Genomic DNA, 17,488 nt, shown 5'->3' on the forward strand with positions numbered 1-17,488 from the left:
ACGGTGATCATCGGGACCGGCATCGACCTCGTGGACATCCCGCGGTTCGAACGGACCCTGGAGCGTACGCCGCGGCTGCTCGAGCGTCTGTTCGCGCCATCCGAGCGGTCGTTGCGCCTGCCGTCGCTCGCCGCTCGGTACGCCGCGAAGGAAGCGCTGATCAAAGCCCTCGGCGGTTCGGACGGCGTGCACTGGACCGAGATCGAGGTCGCTTCCGAGGAGTCGGGCCGGCCCTACTTCGTGCTCGCCGGATCGACCGCCGACGTGATCGTGGAGCGCGGCATCGCGACCCTCCACCTCACCATGAGTCACGATGCGGGGTTGGCGACGGCCTTCGTCGTGGCGGAGGGGGAGCCGCGGTGACCGCGCCGTTCCGTGAGGCGACCGTCGAGATCGACGCGATCGCCGACAACGTCCGTCACTTCCGCCGCCTGACCGGCGTCGAGGTGATCGCCGTGGTGAAGGCGAACGCGTACGGGCACGGCGCGGCGGCGGCCGCGGTCGCGGCGCTCGCCGGCGGTGCGACGCGTCTCGGTGTGGCCGAGATCGCCGAGGCGCTCGACCTGCGACGCCAGGGCGTACGTGCCCCCATCATGGCGTGGTTGCACGCACCGGACGAGCGTTTCGAGCAGGCCGCGGCCGAGGGCATCGAACTCGGCATCTCCTCGTTCGATCAACTCGCCGCCGCAGCCGCCGCGGCGCACGTCGACCGCCCGGTCGCCGTGCACCTCAAGCTCGAGACCGGTCTGTCGCGCAACGGCATCGCGCCCTCCGAGTGGAGTCGCGTGCTCGCCGAGGCCGCGCGTCTGGAGCGCATTGGCCGGCTGCGGGTCGCGGGTCTCTTCAGCCACCTCTCCAACACCTCGCCCGACGACGACCGCGAGGCGCTGGCCCGGTTCGACGACGGTGTGGCGATGGCGGCGGGGCTGGGCATCCGCCCGGAGATCCGTCACATCGCCGCGACCGCCGCCGCGATCGACCTGCCGGAGGCGCGTCTCGACGCCGTGCGCATCGGCATCGGCATCTACGGGTTGTCGCCGTTCGACGACCGCAGCTCGGCCGAGCTCGGGCTGCGCCCCGCGATGACGCTGCGCGGGGCCGTCGCGGCGGTCCGCCGCGTTCCCGCCGGCACGGGCGTCTCGTACGGGTACGCGCACCGCACCGAGCGCGACACGACTCTGGCCCTCGTGCCGCTGGGGTACGCCGACGGGGTGCCGCGGCACGCCTCCGGCCGACTTCCGGTCTCGATCGGCGGTCGTCGCTTCACGAACGTGGGACGCATCGCCATGGATCAGTTCGTGGTCGATGTCGGCGACGCCCCCGTCTCGGTCGGCGACGAGGTGGTGCTGTTCGGCGATCCGACGCTGGGCGTGCCGTCGGCGCGCGACTGGGCGGATGCCGCCGGCACGATCGACTACGAGATCGTCACTCGCATCGGTCACCGCGTTCCCCGGAGGACGACATGAGCATCGACCCCGCCTTCCTCGGTCGCCGCGAGGTCGCCACGTCGGAGGAGATGGAACGCCTCGGCGTCCGCATCGGCGAGCAGCTCGAGGCGGGTGATCTGTTGATCCTCACGGGCCCGCTCGGAGCGGGGAAGACGACGTTCACGCGGGGCCTCGCCGAAGGGCTGGGCGTGCGGGGGCCGGTGCAGAGCCCGACCTTCGTGATCGCGCGCACGCATCCTTCCCTCGTCGGCCGCGCCCCGCTGGTGCACGTGGATGCCTACCGCCTGGGGTCGAGCGCCGAACTCGACGACCTCGATCTCGACCTCGCCCGATCGGTCGTCGTGATCGAGTGGGGTCGGGGGATGGCCGAGGACCTCGCGGACGCGTGGTGGGACATCGAGCTGGAGCGCCCGGTGGGCCGCGACGGCGATGACCTCGACGCGTCGGAACTCGACGCCGACGCCCCGCGGTTCTTCACGATGTCCCGCATCGAGCGCTGACTCCCCGGCCACCGAACTGGGCGCGCGCGCGGGGGAGCGGGTCGGACATCGGGAACGGCGCCCCGGTGCGACACCGCCACGTTCAACGAGCTGCGCCACGGCGACCGGCGGCGGCATGCATCCACCTGAGGGCGCGCCGACTACCCTGGAGGGGTGATCCTCGCCGTCGACACCTCCCTGGGCACCGCCGTCGCGCTCGTCGACGACGACGGTGCGCGACGCTCCGACGCGGCCCGTGCCGATGCCCTCGGACACGCGGAGGTCATCGGCGATCTCCTGGTCGACGCCGTCTCGGCAGCGGGCCCCGGGGCGATCACCCATGTCGTCGCCGGGATGGGCCCTGGTCCGTTCACAGGCCTGCGCATCGGCATCGCCGCGGCCACGGCCTTCGCGCAGGGACGCGACCTCCCGGTGATCCCGGTACCGAGCCACCTGGCCCCCGCGCTCACAGCGATCGAGACGGACGGCGTCCAGGGCCCCTTCGCGGTCGTCACCGACGCCCGTCGACGCGAGGTCGCGATCACGGTGTTCGACGGCGTGGATGCCGACGGCATCCCGCAGGTCGTGCAGGAGACGACGCTGGTGCCCGCCGCCGACGCCGACGCCCATCTCGACGGCATCCGGCGCATCGACGTGTCGACGCTGTCGGCGGTCGACCTGGCGCGCGTCGGCGCCCGCGCCCTCGCCACCGGACGCACTCTCGCCACCCGTGAACCCCTGTATCTGCGCAGCCCTGATGTGAAGCTGCCCGGTGCGCCCAAGCGGGTCGGGCTGTGACCCTCCGCGACGCGACGCCGGCCGACCTCGACGCGATCATGGCGATCGAGACGCGGTCGTTCCCCACCGACGCGTGGAGCCGCGAAGCCATGGCGTCGGAGCTCGCCGGGCCCTATGGTCGCTACCTCGTCGACGAGGTCGATGGAGCGGTGATCGGCTACGGGGGCGTGCGGGCCCTGCGCGGCAGCGCCGACGCCGACATCCAGACCATCGCGTACGACGCACCGTACCGTGGGGGCGGCCGCGGGCGCGCGCTCCTGCGCGCGCTGCTCGACGCTGCACGGCAGCGCGGGGCGCGCGAGGTGTTCCTCGAGGTGCGTGCCGACAACCCCTCGGCGGAGGGGCTCTACCTGTCGGAGGGCTTCGTCGAGATCGGCCGCCGCCCCCGCTACTATCAGCCAGACGACGTCGACGCGATCGTGATGCGCCTCGCCCTGCGCGAGACGACGCGCGCCGACACCGGAACCGCGGAGGAGGCGAGCGCATGACGGAGCCCGTGGTGCTCGGCATCGAGACGAGCTGTGACGAGACCGGCATCGGCATCGTCCGCGGTCGCACCCTGCTGTCGAACACGATCGCCTCGAGCATGGACGAGCACGCCCGCTACGGCGGCGTCGTGCCGGAGGTCGCGGCGCGGGCGCACCTCGAGGCGCTCCAGCCCTCGATCGACGCCGCGCTGCGGGAGGCGGGGATCGGCCTCGCCGACATCGACGCCGTGGCCGTGACGAGCGGCCCCGGGCTGGCGGGCGCGCTCATGGTGGGCGTGGGTGCCGCCAAGGGTCTCGCGGTCTCGCTCGACAAGCCGCTCTACGCGGTGAACCACCTCGTCGGCCATATCGCCGCCGACATCCTCACCCCCGATTCCGAGCCGCTCGAGTACCCGACGATCGCGCTGCTGGTCTCCGGCGGTCACACCTCGTTGCTGCACGTGCGCGACCTCACCACCGACGTCGACCTGCTCGGCGAGACCATGGACGACGCGGCGGGCGAGGCGTTCGACAAGGTGGCGCGGCTGCTGTCGCTGCCGTACCCCGGCGGCCCCGAGATCGACCGCGCCGCGGCCGACGGCGACCCGGGCGCGATCCGCTTCCCCCGAGGGCTCTCCAAGGCCTCGGACCTCGCGAAGCATCGGTACGACTTCTCCTTCTCCGGGCTCAAGACCGCCGTGGCGCGCTGGGTGGAGCGCTGCGAGGCGGAGGGCACCGATGTGCCCGTCGCCGATGTCGCCGCCAGCTTCCGCGAGGCCGTCGTCGATGTGCTGGTGACCAAAGCGCTCGCCGCCTGCGCGGACCTGGGCGTGCCGCGTCTGCTGTTGGGCGGAGGGGTGATCGCCAACCGGCGTCTGCGCGAGGTGGCGCTGGAGCGTGCGGCGGCGGCGGGTGTGACCGTTCGTATCCCTCCGCTCTCGCTCTGCACCGACAACGGCGCGATGATCGCCGCGCTCGCCGCCGAGCTGATCTCGTCCGGACGCCCGCCGTCGACCCTGGCCTTCGGGGCCGATTCGACCCTGCCCGTGACCGAGATCCAGGTCGCGGAGGCGGTGCGGGCATGAGCGACGCGCGGGACTCCCTGCCGCCACTGCCGCCGACCCGCATCGATCGTCCGAGTGGAGAGGTGGAGAACCCCGCGGGGGCCGCTCGCCTGCCCGGCGCGCTCCGCGACGGCTACACGCGGATGCCGACCGGCCCCGTCGACGTCGAGCCCGTGGTGGCGAGCGGACCCGATGCCGACGCGCTGGGCGCCCCCGCATCCTGGACCCCGGCGTCGACGGAGCCCGTGCCGGTCGACGACACCCGCCTCGCGCCCTGGGCGCTCCTCGCGGCCGTCGTCGCCCTGGTCGCCTCGTTCTTCGTGGGGTGGGGGCTGCCGGTCGCGGTGGTCGCCGTGATCGCCGCCGTGATGTCGCTGCGTCGACCGATCGAGAGTCGGGCCATCGCGCGCTGGGCGCTCGCGCTCGGTATCTGCGCCACGGTGTACAGCCTCGGGTGGCTCGCGTGGGCCGGCATGCAGTTCGAGAGATGGGGATAGCGGATGCCCGACGCCGACGACGCCGTCGAACTCCGCGCGCTGCAGGCGCGCGCCTACGGTCGCGGGGGCGCACTGAGCGCGGCTGAGGCCGCACGACTGCAGCAGCTGCAGGACGCCGCGAGATCCGCGGCCGTGCACGCGTCCGAGGCCGCGGGAGCGGTGCCCTCGCCCGGCCGGGCCTCCGAATCCGACGCGGCACCTCCCTCGGCCGGGGCGCCCGCCGTCGAGATCGCGTCCGGGCGCGATGAAGCATCCGTCGCCGGCACGGCATCCGCCTCGTCGGCGGTCTCCCCGTCGGAGCCCGAGGGTGCGGGCGAGGAACCGGACGCGGCCGCTCACCCGACGGGGACCGATGCCGGTGGGGTTCCCGACACCGCAACCGAGGCCACCGGTGCGGAAACGTCGCCCGCTCGGCGGGCGCTGTCGACTCTCCGCGCCCACGGCCGAGCGGCGGCGATCCTCACCGGTGCCGCGCTCGCCGTGGGCCTCGGGGTGGGGTGGGCCGTCTTCTCCCCGCCGTCCGACGACATCGCCCTCACCGCGGCCCAGCAGGAGCGCCAGCGCGAACTCGTCGACGACGGCGACTACGACCCGGGGAGCGTGCGCGCCGTCGGGAAGAAGGACGATGCGCTCGCCTGGTACGGCACGAAGGACGACGGCGAGCTGCGGTGCCTTACGCTCGATGCCGGTGACCTGACCGATACGCAGTGTCAGCCGGTCGACGACGGCGCCCCGTTTCTGCAGGCCTTCGTCTGGACGCAGCCCGTGGCCTTCGAGGAGCGCGGATCGACGGAGCAGGAGAACGTGGTCGCCTCGCTGCAGCTCTCGACGAGCGGCGAGCCGATGGTGTCGATCGAGTTCTGGTCGTCGACCAGCGCCGTCCTCGACCAGTTCTCGGGCGACGAGCGGACGCGTGCGCAGGAGCTCTACGACGAGGGGTACACCCTGAACCTGTCGATCGTCGGGTCGTTCCGCGACGAACCGGTGTGGACGGCCGACACCTACACCGACCGGGTCGAGCAGGAGACCTGCCTCATCGTCGACGGAGCGCAGGCGCAGACCTCCTGCGGTCCCACTGACGCGCTCGGATCCGACGGCCTCTCGGTCGTGATCGCCGACGAGGGCGCGAGCCGCGCCGACACCGTGACCCTGGCCCGCACGTCGTCCGGGGTGCCGTACCTCACCATCGAGCGCAACGTCGAGGTCACCAGCACCACGGTCGTCGACGGCACTCGGGCGGAGGTCGGAGGCGAGCGCGGAGACCCGATCGAGATCGGCATCTCCTCGGACGATCCCGACTCCTGAGTCGGTGGGCGCCCGCGGGATCGCTCGCGGTGCGGCGGCCTCAGGCGGCGGCGTGCACCCGGTCGGCGAGGATCGCGTGGCGCCGGTCGCCGACGCGCACGAGGAACAGCGTCGCCGTCTGCGATCCGCGCAGGGAGAGCTTCTTGCGGAAGGCCGCGGGGTCGATGTCGACACCGCGCTTCTTGATCTCGAGCGTGCCGATGTCGTTGGCCGCGAGCACCGCGTTGATGGCCTTCGGATTCGCCGCCATCGTCTCGCGCACCCGGAAGGACTGCACGAACGGGCTGGTGAGGGCCGCATCCGACGTCAGGTAGGCGATCTTCGGGTCGAGCATGCCGGCGTCGAGGCTGCGCGCCACGTCGCCGATGAGCCGTGCACGGATCACGGCGCCGTCGGGCTCGTGCAGGAAAGCACCGAGCGGGCGCGCCTCGGCGTCGGCGGCATCAGCGGGCCCGGTGAGCTCGTGCGAGGCGTCTCCGCGCACGACCAGCGCCGCGCGCCGCACCCCGGGCCGGGCCAGTGCCCCCGTCCATACGACGAGCTCCACGACGCTCCCGTCGGCGCTGACCCACTGCGCCTCGGCATCGACGGGCAACGCATCGCGGTCGTGGGCGGGGCCGAGTTTGATGCCGGTGGGGATGCGCGATGCCACGTCGAACGCCCAGTCGAGCGAAGGGGAGTAGTCGTCGGCCGACACGCGGCGCGTCTCGCTGTGCCCGGCCGTGCGGCGGGCCGGGTCCATCCAGACCGCGTCGCACCCGTCGAGCACCGCGTCCTCCGCGGTGCCGTGGGCGACGGTCGCCGCGTCACCGAAGGGAGCGAGGTTGTAGGCGGCGATCGCGGCGGTCACCTCGTCGGCGTCGACGGCGCGCACGTGCAGCCCCGCCCCGGCGAAGGCGAGCGCATCGCCGCCGATGCCGCAGCCCAGGTCGGCCACGCGGGTCAGCCCGGCCTGACGCATGCGACCGGCATGGCGCGCGGCCACGCCGAGCCGGGTCGCCTGCTCGAGCCCCGCACGGGTGAACAGCATGCGCGCGGCGAACGGGCCGAACTTCGCTGTGGCCTTCGCCCGGAGGTGCGCCTGACCCACGACGGCCGAGACGAGATCGGGGGAGTGGCCGTCGGCGCGCAGCCGTGACACGGCGCGGGCGACCTCGGCGGTCGTGTCGATCGGACCGAGGCCGTCGAGCAGCTCCAGGCCGGCGGGGGTCAGCAGGGCGCGCAGCTCGGACATCTCCACCCGCTCAGCCTACGCGGGCGCGCCATTGGCACTCGCATTGCATGAGTGCCAGCGGAGCGCCTAGACTGGCGTTAGCACTCTCGGGTTGAGAGTGCGAACAAGTCTTTCGTGTCAGCGTCAAGAAAGAAGAGGTAGACCGTGTCGGTTTCCATCAAGCCGCTCGAGGACCGCATCGTCATCAAGCAGGTCGAGGCCGAGCAGACCACTGCGAGTGGCCTGGTCATCCCCGACACCGCCAAGGAGAAGCCCCAGGAGGGCGAGGTCGTGGCGGTCGGCCCCGGTCGCATCGACGACAACGGCAACCGTGTTCCGCTCGACGTCGCCGTCGGCGACCGCGTGCTCTACAGCAAGTACGGCGGCACCGAGGTGAAGTTCGGCGCAGACGAGTTCCTCGTGCTGTCGGCCCGCGACGTCCTGGCGGTCGTCGTCCGCTGACCCCGCGTCTCTGCAGAAGGGCCCGGATGCTTCGGCATCCGGGCCCTTCTTCGCGTCCGGCGCCGCTCGCCGTCCTCCGGCGGGAGGTGGACCAGCCGGGGGAGTGGCCTGCCGTGACGGGCGTAGTGTGGTGCGGTGAGCTCCGCCCCCGCCCCGTCGTCCGTCTCGACCGCGGGGGTCGCATACGCCGGGGGCGCGTATCTGCTCTGGGGAGTGCTGCCGCTCTACTTCCTCCTGCTGGTTCCGACCGGGCCGTGGGAGGTCGTCGCCTGGCGGGTGATCCTGTCGTTCGTCTTCTGCCTCGTGCTGCTCACCGCGATGCGCGGGTGGTCCGCGTTCCTCGCGATCGTGAAGCAGTCGAAGCTGTTGGCCTGGACGGCTCTCGCCGGCGTGCTCATCTACGTCAACTGGCAGGTGTTCCTCATCGGCACGCTCACCGGTCACGTCGTCGAGACGAGCCTCGGCTACTTCATCAACCCCATCACCACGGTGCTGCTCGGAGTGTTCGTCCTGCGCGAGCGCATCCGCCGCCTGCAGTGGGCCGCCATCGGGATCGCGGCGGTCGCCGTGATCGTCATCGTGGCGGTGTACGGCAGGTTCCCCTGGATCGCGCTGTCTCTGACTGCCTCGTTCGGCGTCTACGGCCTCATCAAGAAGCGCATCGGACCGGCGGTCGACGCCGTGAGCGGCCTCACGCTCGAGTCGTTCTGGCTCCTCCCGATCGCCGTCGTCCAGCTGGCACTCGTGGCCTCGACGCCCGCGGGACTCACCCTCGGCACGCAGGGCGGCTGGCACGCCGTGCTGCTCGCCTGCGCGGGCATCGTCACGGCCGTCCCGTTGCTGCTGTTCGCCGCCGGCACTCGGCGCGTCGACCTCACCGTCATCGGCATGATCCAGTTCATCACCCCCGTCATGCAGTTCCTCATCGGGGTTCTCCTTCTGCACGAGCCCATGCCGGTGGAGAGGTGGGTGGGTTTCGTGCTCGTCTGGATCGCGATCGCGGTGTTCATCGTCGACCTCGTCCTCGCCGCGCGACGCGGGCGTAGGACCGCTCCCACACCCGCCCTCTGAAACCCGGAATCGACGGCGTGCGGATCGTTAACGCACCGAAACATCCGCGACCCCTGCGGAGAGGCTTCTCGCCCTAGTGTTAGAGCACTCGATCGTGGTCACGTCCACTTTCAGTTACGCAAGGGAGCATTATGAAAGCACTGAAGCGTTCGCGCACCGCGAAGGTCTTCGCCGGTATCGCGCTGGTCAGCGCGTCCGCCCTGGTCATCGCCGGTTGCAGCAACACTCCAGCAGAGGACTCCTCCGGCGGAGGATCCTCGTCCGGTGAGGACCTCACCCTGCAGCTCGGCTCGCTGCTTCCCCAGACGGGTTCGCTGGCCTTCCTCGGCCCGCCCATGGAGTCGGGCGTGGGCCTCGCGGTCCAGGAGATCAACGAGGCGGATGCCGGAATCACCATCGACCTCACCGCCGAGGACGAGGGCGACACCGACACCAAGGCCTACGAGACCTCGATCGAGAAGCTGCGCGGTGCCAAGGTGTCCGCCATCATCGGCGCGGCCGCCTCCGGTGTCTCGAAGCTCGTGCTCGACGGCAACGTCAGCGCCGGCATCCTGCAGATCTCCGCCTCGAACACGTCGCCCGACTTCACGAGCTGGGAAGACGACGGACTCTACTTCCGCACCGCCCCCAGCGACCTGCTGCAGGGTGAGGTGCTCGGAAACCTCATCGCCGAGGACGGCGCCAAGACCCTCGGCATCATCTACCAGAACGACGCTTACGGCACGGGTCTGAACGACGCGATCACCGAGACCTTCGAGGGCACCGGTGGCGAGGTCGTCGAGAGCGTCTCGTTCAACGTCGGCGATGCGCAGTTCGACGCGCAGGTCGAGTCGATCAAGGCGCAGAACCCCGACGCGGTCGCGATCGTGTCGTTCGACCAGTTCAAGACCATCGCCCCGCTGCTGGTGAACGCCGGCATCTCGGCCGACAAGTTCTACATGGTCGACGGCAACCTGTCCGACTACGGTGACGAGGTCTCCGTGCCGCTCGAGGGTGCCCAGGGCACCAAGGCCGGCCCGGCTCTGGAAGACGACTTCACCGAGCGTCTGCAGACGTACTGGACCGGTGAGGGCAACACCGAGGTGAAGGACTTCACCTACGCGGCCGAGGCGTACGACGCCGTCGTGCTCGTGGCTCTCGCCTCGCTGGCCGCCGGTTCGACCGACGGCGCCGACATCGCGGCGAAGATGCAGGAGATCTCGGGCGGTTCGGGCGACGGCGAGAAGTGCACCAGCTTCGCCGACTGCGCGAAGATCATCAACGACGGAGGCACCGCCGACTACGACGGCTACTCCGGCGAGGTCACCTTCGACGAGGCCGGCGACCCGCAGGGCGCCACGATCGGCATCTACAAGTACAACGCCGAGAACACCATCGAGCGCACCAACTGATCGACATGATCGGCTGATCACTCGATCGCACACGAAGGCCCCGGATGCGCGCATCCGGGGCCTTCGTCGTGGAGCGGGACGTGGCGCGCGGGGCGAGGTGCGGCGCGCGGGGCGGGGCGTGGTACGGGCAGGAAGAAGGTGGGATGCGTGTGCATCCCACCCCTTCTCGAAAGACGGTTCAGGCCGCGTCGGTGCCCAGCGTCCCGAGGTAGAGGCCGATGACCTTGGGGTCGTTCAGCAGGTCTCGTCCGGTGCCTTCGTAGGCATCCTTGCCCTGGTCGAGCACGTAGCCGCGGTCGCAGATCTGCAGGCAGCGACGGGCGTTCTGCTCGACCATGATCGTCGTCACGCCGGCCTTGTTGATGTCGGAGACACGGATGAAGGCGTCGTCCTGGCGGACGGGGGAGAGACCCGCTGACGGCTCGTCGAGCAGCAGCACCGACGGGTCCATCATGAGCGCGCGCGACATCGCGACCATCTGCCGCTCGCCGCCCGACAGCGATCCGGCGCGCTGCTTGAGGCGCTTGCCGAGCTCGGCGAAGATGCCCGTGACGAACTCCAGCCGCTCGGCGTAGATCTTGGGGTTCTGGTAGAGCCCCATCTGAAGGTTCTCCTCGATCGACAGCGAGGGGAAGACGTTGTTGGTCTGCGGAACGAACGCGACCCCGCGCTTGACGAGCTTGTCGGCCTTGAGCCCGACGATGCTCTCGCCGTTGACGGTGACGTCTCCGTCGCGCACGTTCACCAGGCCGAAGATGGCCTTGAGCAGCGTCGACTTGCCCGCACCGTTCGGCCCGATGATGCCGATCAACTCGCCCTGACGGGCGACGAGGTTCGCGCCGTTCAGGATGTTCACTCCGGGCAGGTAGCCGGCGTGCACGTTCGTCAGCTCGACGACGGCCTTCTCTTCGCTCATGACTGGCGCTCCTCGTCGGTGTCGATCGGATCGGTGGCCTCGATCTCGGCTTCGGCCTCCGCCTCGATCTGCTGACGGATCAGCTCCGCCTCGGCGTCGACCACGGCGATGCGACCGGTGACGGCACCGAGGTCGACGTCCTGGTGGGCGCCGAGGTAGGCGTCGATCACGGCGGGGTCGTCCATGACCTGGTCGGGCGGGCCCTCAGCCACGACGCGACCCTCGGCCATCACGACCACCCAGTCGGCGATGTGACGCACCATGTGCATGTCGTGCTCGACGAACAGCACGGTCATGCCCTCGTCCTTGAGGTCGAGGATGTGGTCGAGCAGCGACTGGGTCAGGGCCGGGTTGACGCCGGCCATGGGCTCGTCGAGCATGACCAGGGTCGGTTTGCTCATGAGAGCGCGTGCCATCTCGAGCAGCTTGCGCTGGCCGCCCGAGAGCGCCGCGGCGAAGTCCTTCTCCTTGGCGTCGAGCTTGAAGCGGGTGAGCAGCTCACGCGCCCTCACCTCGATCTCGGCATCCTGCTTGCGCCAGAGGAAGGGGAACAGGCTCGACCAGAAGCCCTCGCCGCGCTGGCCGGTGGCACCGAGCTTCATGTTCTCGAGCACGGTGAGCAGCGAGAGCGACTTCGTCAGCTGGAAGGTGCGCACCTGCCCCATGCGCGCGACCTTGAACGACGGGATGCCCGAGAGGTTCTTCCCGTCGAACGACCACGTGCCGCTGTTGGGCTTGTCGAAACCGCACAGCAGGTTGAACAGGGTGGTCTTGCCGGCACCGTTCGGACCGATGAGCGCGGTGATCGCCCCGCGGGGGATCTCGAGGTGGTCGACGTCGACGGCGGTCATGCCGCCGAAGCGTCGTTGCACGGCGTCGACCGTGAGGATCGGGTCGACCTTGGCGACACCGGGCTTGACGGGGCCGGCAGTGAGGCCGATCGTCTTCGGTCGTCGCACACTGCCCGTGGCGGGTGCGACGGGCTCGGGGGTCAGTTCACTTGACAAAGGTCATCTCCCTCTTGTCTCCGAGGATGCCCTGCGGGCGGAAGATCACGAGCAGCATGAGCGCGAGGCCGACGAAGATGTAGACCAGCGTCGCCGCCTGCGTGTCGGACATGGGCAGGAGCCCGGCCTTCGCCATCTGCGGGAACAGGTTGGCCATGAACGCGAACACGACCCAGAAGAGCACGGCGCCCAGCGTCGGGCCGAACACCGTGGCCGCGCCGCCGAGCAGCAGGATCGTCCACAGGAAGAACGTCAGCGACGTCGTGTAGTTACCGGGGACGACGGCGGACGGCAGGACGAAGACGATGCCACCGGCGGCGCCGATCACGCCGCCGACCACGAGCGCCTGCATCTTGTAGGCGAAGACGTTCTTGCCCAGCGAACGCACCGCGTCTTCGTCTTCGCGGATGCCCTTGAGCACGCGGCCCCACGGGCTGCGCATCAGTGCCCAGACGAGCAGCACGGCGAGCGCCAGCACGAGGATTCCGAACACGCGGTTCCACAGGTCGTTCGCGGTGTAGGTCCACGGGCCGAACCCGTAGGTGCCGTCGGGGAACGGGTTGGCGTCCCGGAAGCCACCGTTGTACTGCGCAAGTCCGTCGGCGGAGTTCGTGAACTCGTCGAACACCTGCGTCGTGAAGAGCAGACGCACGATCTCGCCCGCTGCGATGGTCGCGATGGCGAGGTAGTCCGCGCGCAGCCGCAGGGTCGGGATGCCGAGCAGGACGGCGAACAACGCGCCGCCGAGCAGGCCGATGAGCATGCCGACGAACCAGGGGAGGCCGAAGCTGAGCACGGAGATGGCGTAGCCGTAGCCGCCGATGGCCATGAACGCGGCCATACCGAAGTTGAGCAGGCCGGCGTACCCGAAGTGCACGGCGAGACCGGTGGCGGCCAGCGCGTAGGCGATCGTGACCGGGCTGAACAGGTAGACGGCCGTGTTGGAGAAGATGCTCTCGAAGTTCATGTCGTCAGCCCAACCTTTCCTTGCGGCCGAGCAGGCCCTGCGGTCTCACGAGGAGGATCACGATGAGCACGACCAGCGCGCTCGCGTACTTGAGGTCGGACGGGATCCAGAGCGTCGAGATCTCGACGGCGATGCCGACGATGAGCGAACCGACCAGGGCTCCGAATGCGGTGCCGAGTCCGCCGAGGGTGATGGCGGCGAAGATGAGCAGCAGCATCTGCATGCCCATGTCCCACTTCACGCCGGGGCGGAAGTATCCCCACAGCACGCCCGAGATGGCGGCGAGGGTGCCGGCGAGGATCCACACGTAGCGGATGACCCGGTCGACGTCGATGCCGGATGCCGCGGCGAGCTGCGGGTTGTCGGAGATGGCGCGCGTCGCCTTGCCGATGCGGGTGCGGGTGAGGAACCAGGCCACGCCGAGGATCACGACGATGCTCACGCCCATCGCGATGAGGTCGATGTACGACAGCGAGACCGGACCGAACTGGATCGGCTCGGGGCTCGCGCCGGGAAGCTGACGCGTGCCGCCGCCGATGAAGTACTGGAAAACGTACCGCAGCGCGAGCGAGAGTCCGATGCTGACGATCATGAGCTGCACGACGCCGAGGCCGCGACGGCGCAGCGGCCGCCAGATTCCCGCGTCGAGGGCCCAGCCGAACAGGCCGCCGCCGATCACGGCCGCGGCGATGCCGACCCACAGGGGCAGCTGCCAGAACGTGGTCGTGACGAGGGCGACCAGGCCGCCCCAGGTCACCATCTCGGCGTGCGCGAAGTTCGACAGGCGCGTGGTGCCGTAGATGAGCGCCGCGCCCATCGAGGCGAGTGCGAGGAGCAGGCCGAAGTTGAGGCCGTTGACCAGGCGCGAGGCGAGCTGGTCGATGAAGGTCACCGTGACGCGCTCGCCCTCGCCGAGGAAGAGGTTGAGGATCTTGGTGCCGGTCAGACCGAACTCCACCTCGAACGACGCCGTCGTGCCAGACACGGGCTGCGTGCCCTCGGGCAGCAGGCTGGCATCGACGATCACGCCGTCGGGGAGGGTGTCCTCGTCGACCGTGATCGTGTAGGTGTCCTTCTCGGGCACGTACAGGCGCCACTTGCCCTCGGCATCCGTCTCGGTCTCGCCCTCGAAGCCGTTGCCTTCGACCGAGAGCTCGACGCCCTCGACCGGCTGGTCTTCATTGGTGATGACTCCGCCGAAGTAGAAGTCGGTGACCTCCTGGCCGTCGTCGGTCGTCTCCGCCGATGCGGGGAGCGGAGGCTGGATGAGAACCGCGGCGAGTGCGAGGAGCACTCCGATGAACGCGATCAGCCACGGGCTCTTCCGGGGGACGGCGATTGTTGTGGATCCCACGCAACCTCCAGTGTGAGTGCACCTTCGCACAGACTTCGACCGTCTCGGGTTGGACGACGCACTTGACTGTAGTGTGCGTTCGGCCAAACGCCTACACGTTTCACACGATCGAAATGTGAGCGGTACCAATACTCCGATGGGCCGTCCGGCGCGGGGTCGTCGTCGAGCACGCGGGAATGTTCCCGGGCGCGTCTCGCTTAGAATCTTCATACGGTTTCCCGGTCGGATCCGGCCGGACATTCGAACTCGCACGTCGCGCGACAGGCGCAGGAGGAGCATCCATGGAACAGCACGATCCGTTCGGTTTCGTCGGATTGACGTATGACGATGTGCTGCTCCTGCCGGGGCACACCGACGTCATCCCGAGCGAGGCGGACACCTCCTCTCGCGTCACGCGCCGCATCTCGGTCGCCACGCCGCTGCTGTCGAGCGCCATGGACACCGTCACCGAGGCGCGGATGGCGATCGCGATGGCCCGCGAGGGCGGCCTCGGCATCCTGCACCGCAACCTGTCGATCGCCGACCAGGCGTCGCAGGTCGACCGCGTCAAGCGCAGCGAGTCGGGCATGATCACCGACCCGATCACCACCACCCCCGACGCCACGGTCGAGGAGGTCGACGCGCTCTGCGCCCAGTACCGCATCTCGGGCCTTCCCGTCGTCGACGACGAGGGGCGCCTCGTCGGCATCATCACCAACCGCGACATGCGTTTCGTGTCGGGCTTCGAGCGCCAGTCGACGCTCGTGAAAGACGTCATGACCTCGGAGGGCCTGGTGACCGCTCCCGTCGGCGTCGCCGCTGGAGAGGTCATCGCGCTGTTCGCGAAGCACCGCGTCGAGAAGCTGCCCCTGATCGACGACGACGGCACGCTCGCCGGCCTCATCACCATCAAGGACTTCGACAAGAGCGAGAAGTACCCCCTGGCGACGAAGGACGACCAGGGTCGTCTGCGCGTCGGCGCGGCGATCGGATTCTTCGGCGACGCATGGGAGCGCGCGGAGGCCCTCCGCGACGCCGGTGTCGACGTGCTCGTGGTCGACACGGCCAACGGCCAGTCGCAGGGCGTGATCGACCTGGTCACCCGGATCAAGGCCGACGAGTCGTTCGCGCACATCGACGTGATCGGCGGCAACGTCGCGACCCGCGAGGGCGCGCAGGCGCTGGTCGACGCGGGCGTGGATGCCGTCAAGGTCGGTGTCGGCCCCGGATCCATCTGCACCACGCGCGTGGTCGCGGGTGTCGGCGTGCCCCAGGTGACCGCAGTCTACGAGGCCTCGCTGGCGGCACGCCCCGCGGGCGTTCCGGTGATCGCCGACGGTGGACTGCAGTACTCGGGCGACATCGCCAAGGCGCTCGTCGCCGGTGCCGACGCCGTCATGCTGGGCTCGCTCCTCGCGGGAACCGACGAGTCTCCGGGCGAGATCGTCTTCCAGTCGGGCAAGCAGTTCAAGCAGTACCGGGGCATGGGTTCGCTGGGTGCGATGCAGACCCGCGGCAAGCAGACCTCGTACTCGAAGGACCGCTACTTCCAGGCCGACGTCCCGAGCGACGACAAGCTCATCCCCGAGGGCATCGAGGGGCAGGTGCCGTACCGCGGCCCGCTCTCGGCTGTGGCCTACCAGCTCGTCGGCGGCCTGCGTCAGTCGATGTTCTACGTCGGCGCACGCACCATCGAGGAGCTGAAGCAGCGCGGCAAGTTCGTGCGCATCACCTCGGCGGGCCTCAAGGAGTCGCACCCCCACGACGTGCAGATCGTCGTCGAGGCGCCGAACTACAAGAAGTGACGCGCATCGCGCGGTGACGAGGGAGGGGACGGATGCTGCGGCATCCGTCCCCTCCCTCGTCGTGCGGCGTCCTCGAGGCGAACGCGGCGACGAGCCCGCGAGAAGGCGGTGTGCCAGAATCGGGGGGAACCTGCTCGCCCTTCCCCGAGCTCTCCCGCCGATGAAGGCGACGGGGGAGCCGCCGCCCCCACACGGCCGGGGATCTCCCCAAGGAGAGCCACTTGTCCGCTGACGCCATCCGCGCCCTCGTCGTCGACGACGACCCCGACGTGTCCCTGCTGGTGAAGACCGTGCTCGAACGTCGGGCGGGGTGCATCGTCGAACTCGCGGTCGACGGCCACGACGCCATCGAGAAGGCGATCACGGTGCGCCCGGACGTCGTCGTCACCGACATCGAGATGCCGGGCCTCACCGGCCTCGAGCTGCTGGCCGAGCTGCATCGACAGGTGCCGGCGGTGCCGGTGGTCGTCATGACCGCGCACGTGTCGGTGGAGTACGCGGTGCAGGCCCTCCGGGCGCAGGCCGACGAATTCCTCACGAAGCCCCTCGACACCGCCCGACTCGTCGAGGTGGTGCAGCGTCTGGCCGCCGAGGGGCGCCGCCGTCGCGACGACGGGCGCCGCAAGGAGGTCGTGCTCGCGGTCGGCGCGCACCCCGATGACGTCGAGATCGGCGTGGGCGGGGCGTTGTCCGCCCATGCGGCCGCCGGCGACGACATCACCATCCTCACGCTGTCGCGCGGTTCCCGCGGCGGCGATGCCGACAGCCGGCAGAACGAGTCTCTGGCCGCCGCCGAGATGCTGGGCGCCCGTCTCTTCCTCAAGGACCTGGTCGACACCGAGATCTCCGGGGGCGGGTCGACCGTGCGCCTGATCGAGGAGGTCGTGCAGCAGGTGCAACCGACGGTGGTCTACACGCACTCCCCGCACGATCGCCACCAGGACCATCGGGCGATCAACGAGGCCACCACCGTCGCGACCCGCAACGTCGGGACCGTCGCCTGCTACCAGAGCCCCTCGTCGACGATCGACTTCCGCCCCACGCGCTTCATGCGCATCGACGGCTACGTCGAGCAGAAGCTGCGTCTGCTCGCCTGCTTCGACTCGCAGACCGCGAGCCGCAGCTACCTGGACCCGGAGTTCGTGCGGGCCACCGCGCGGTACTGGTCGCGCTTCGGGGGCGGCGAGGCCGTCGAGCCGTTGGAGATCGTCCGTGAGACGGCGGCCTTCGTCGGCGCCCACGAACTCGCTACACAGGAGAGCTGA

The 17,488-nt window shown here is 70.0% G+C and carries 18 protein-coding genes; 13 read left to right on the forward strand and 5 right to left on the reverse strand.

Annotated elements, in window-relative coordinates; genetic code table 11:
- The first annotated feature begins 3 nt into the window (after positions 1–3).
- The 8 genes from RWS82_RS01070 to RWS82_RS01105 all read left to right on the forward strand — a co-directional run bounded on the left by RWS82_RS01070 (position 4) and on the right by RWS82_RS01105 (position 6,058).
- Positions 4–363 (forward strand): holo-ACP synthase, encoded by a 360-nt coding sequence (locus tag RWS82_RS01070; RefSeq protein ID WP_314645968.1) that lies wholly within the window; start codon positions 4–6, stop codon positions 361–363.
- Positions 360–1,466: an alanine racemase gene (alr, locus tag RWS82_RS01075; RefSeq protein ID WP_314645971.1), complete on the forward strand. Its 1,107-nt coding sequence runs from the start codon at positions 360–362 to the stop codon at positions 1,464–1,466. The genes RWS82_RS01070 and alr overlap by 4 nt, the downstream gene beginning before the upstream one ends.
- A complete protein-coding gene (gene tsaE, locus RWS82_RS01080; protein ID WP_314645973.1) occupies positions 1,463–1,948 on the forward strand; it encodes a tRNA (adenosine(37)-N6)-threonylcarbamoyltransferase complex ATPase subunit type 1 TsaE in 486 nt (161 codons plus the stop codon). The genes alr and tsaE overlap by 4 nt, the downstream gene beginning before the upstream one ends.
- A 153-nt stretch (positions 1,949–2,101) precedes the next feature.
- The gene (tsaB, locus tag RWS82_RS01085; RefSeq protein ID WP_314645976.1) at positions 2,102–2,725 is read left to right on the forward strand and encodes a tRNA (adenosine(37)-N6)-threonylcarbamoyltransferase complex dimerization subunit type 1 TsaB; all 624 of its coding nucleotides are present in this window, start codon (positions 2,102–2,104) and stop codon (positions 2,723–2,725) included.
- Positions 2,722–3,213: a ribosomal protein S18-alanine N-acetyltransferase gene (gene rimI, locus RWS82_RS01090; RefSeq protein WP_314645978.1), complete on the forward strand. Its 492-nt coding sequence runs from the start codon at positions 2,722–2,724 to the stop codon at positions 3,211–3,213. The genes tsaB and rimI overlap by 4 nt, the downstream gene beginning before the upstream one ends.
- Complete coding sequence (gene tsaD, locus RWS82_RS01095) at positions 3,210–4,277, forward strand: tRNA (adenosine(37)-N6)-threonylcarbamoyltransferase complex transferase subunit TsaD (RefSeq protein WP_314645979.1); 1,068 nt, start codon at positions 3,210–3,212, stop codon at positions 4,275–4,277. Before rimI ends, tsaD begins: the two co-directional genes overlap by 4 nt.
- A complete protein-coding gene (locus RWS82_RS01100) occupies positions 4,274–4,753 on the forward strand; it encodes a hypothetical protein (RefSeq protein WP_314645980.1) in 480 nt (159 codons plus the stop codon). Before tsaD ends, RWS82_RS01100 begins: the two co-directional genes overlap by 4 nt.
- Before the next feature lie 3 nt (positions 4,754–4,756).
- A complete protein-coding gene (locus RWS82_RS01105; protein WP_314645983.1) occupies positions 4,757–6,058 on the forward strand; it encodes a hypothetical protein in 1,302 nt (433 codons plus the stop codon).
- Positions 6,059–6,098: 40 nt separating this feature from the next.
- Here RWS82_RS01105 and RWS82_RS01110 read toward each other — a convergent pair whose 3' ends face one another.
- A complete protein-coding gene (locus RWS82_RS01110) occupies positions 6,099–7,292 on the reverse strand; it encodes a THUMP-like domain-containing protein (RefSeq protein WP_400190064.1) in 1,194 nt (397 codons plus the stop codon).
- Between the two features lie 144 nt (positions 7,293–7,436).
- Here RWS82_RS01110 and groES point away from each other — a divergent pair, with 144 nt between their 5' ends.
- The 3 genes from groES (at position 7,437) to RWS82_RS01125 (ending at position 10,195) form a co-directional block, all read left to right on the forward strand.
- Positions 7,437–7,733 (forward strand): co-chaperone GroES, encoded by a 297-nt coding sequence (groES, locus tag RWS82_RS01115; RefSeq protein ID WP_017203655.1) that lies wholly within the window; start codon positions 7,437–7,439, stop codon positions 7,731–7,733.
- A 135-nt stretch (positions 7,734–7,868) separates the two neighbouring features.
- Positions 7,869–8,804 carry an EamA family transporter RarD gene (gene rarD / locus RWS82_RS01120; RefSeq protein ID WP_314645988.1) on the forward strand — a complete coding sequence of 312 codons (936 nt, stop codon included), beginning with the start codon at positions 7,869–7,871 and terminating at the stop codon, positions 8,802–8,804.
- A 131-nt stretch (positions 8,805–8,935) separates the two neighbouring features.
- Positions 8,936–10,195 (forward strand): ABC transporter substrate-binding protein, encoded by a 1,260-nt coding sequence (locus RWS82_RS01125; protein WP_314645992.1) that lies wholly within the window; start codon positions 8,936–8,938, stop codon positions 10,193–10,195.
- A 178-nt stretch (positions 10,196–10,373) separates the two neighbouring features.
- On the opposite strand, the gene RWS82_RS01130 is transcribed toward RWS82_RS01125, so the two are convergent.
- The 4 genes from RWS82_RS01130 to RWS82_RS01145 are packed head-to-tail and all read right to left on the reverse strand — an operon-like array spanning position 10,374 to position 14,439.
- Positions 10,374–11,111 carry an ABC transporter ATP-binding protein gene (locus RWS82_RS01130; protein WP_314645995.1) on the reverse strand — a complete coding sequence of 246 codons (738 nt, stop codon included), beginning with the start codon at positions 11,109–11,111 and terminating at the stop codon, positions 10,374–10,376.
- Positions 11,108–12,070: an ABC transporter ATP-binding protein gene (locus tag RWS82_RS01135; RefSeq protein WP_314648139.1), complete on the reverse strand. Its 963-nt coding sequence runs from the start codon at positions 12,068–12,070 to the stop codon at positions 11,108–11,110. Before RWS82_RS01135 ends, RWS82_RS01130 begins: the two co-directional genes overlap by 4 nt.
- 37 nt (positions 12,071–12,107) lie before the next feature.
- Positions 12,108–13,085 (reverse strand): branched-chain amino acid ABC transporter permease, encoded by a 978-nt coding sequence (locus RWS82_RS01140; RefSeq protein ID WP_314645997.1) that lies wholly within the window; start codon positions 13,083–13,085, stop codon positions 12,108–12,110.
- A gap of 4 nt (positions 13,086–13,089) precedes the next feature.
- Positions 13,090–14,439 (reverse strand): branched-chain amino acid ABC transporter permease, encoded by a 1,350-nt coding sequence (locus RWS82_RS01145; protein WP_314646000.1) that lies wholly within the window; start codon positions 14,437–14,439, stop codon positions 13,090–13,092.
- Between the two features lie 281 nt (positions 14,440–14,720).
- Here RWS82_RS01145 and guaB point away from each other — a divergent pair, with 281 nt between their 5' ends.
- A complete protein-coding gene (gene guaB / locus RWS82_RS01150) occupies positions 14,721–16,223 on the forward strand; it encodes an IMP dehydrogenase (RefSeq protein ID WP_314646003.1) in 1,503 nt (500 codons plus the stop codon).
- Between the two features lie 221 nt (positions 16,224–16,444).
- The gene (locus RWS82_RS01155; protein ID WP_314646005.1) at positions 16,445–17,488 is read left to right on the forward strand and encodes a response regulator; all 1,044 of its coding nucleotides are present in this window, start codon (positions 16,445–16,447) and stop codon (positions 17,486–17,488) included.

Source organism: uncultured Microbacterium sp., from assembly GCF_963528945.1.
In the GTDB taxonomy this organism is placed as follows: Bacteria; Actinomycetota; Actinomycetes; order Actinomycetales; family Microbacteriaceae; genus Microbacterium.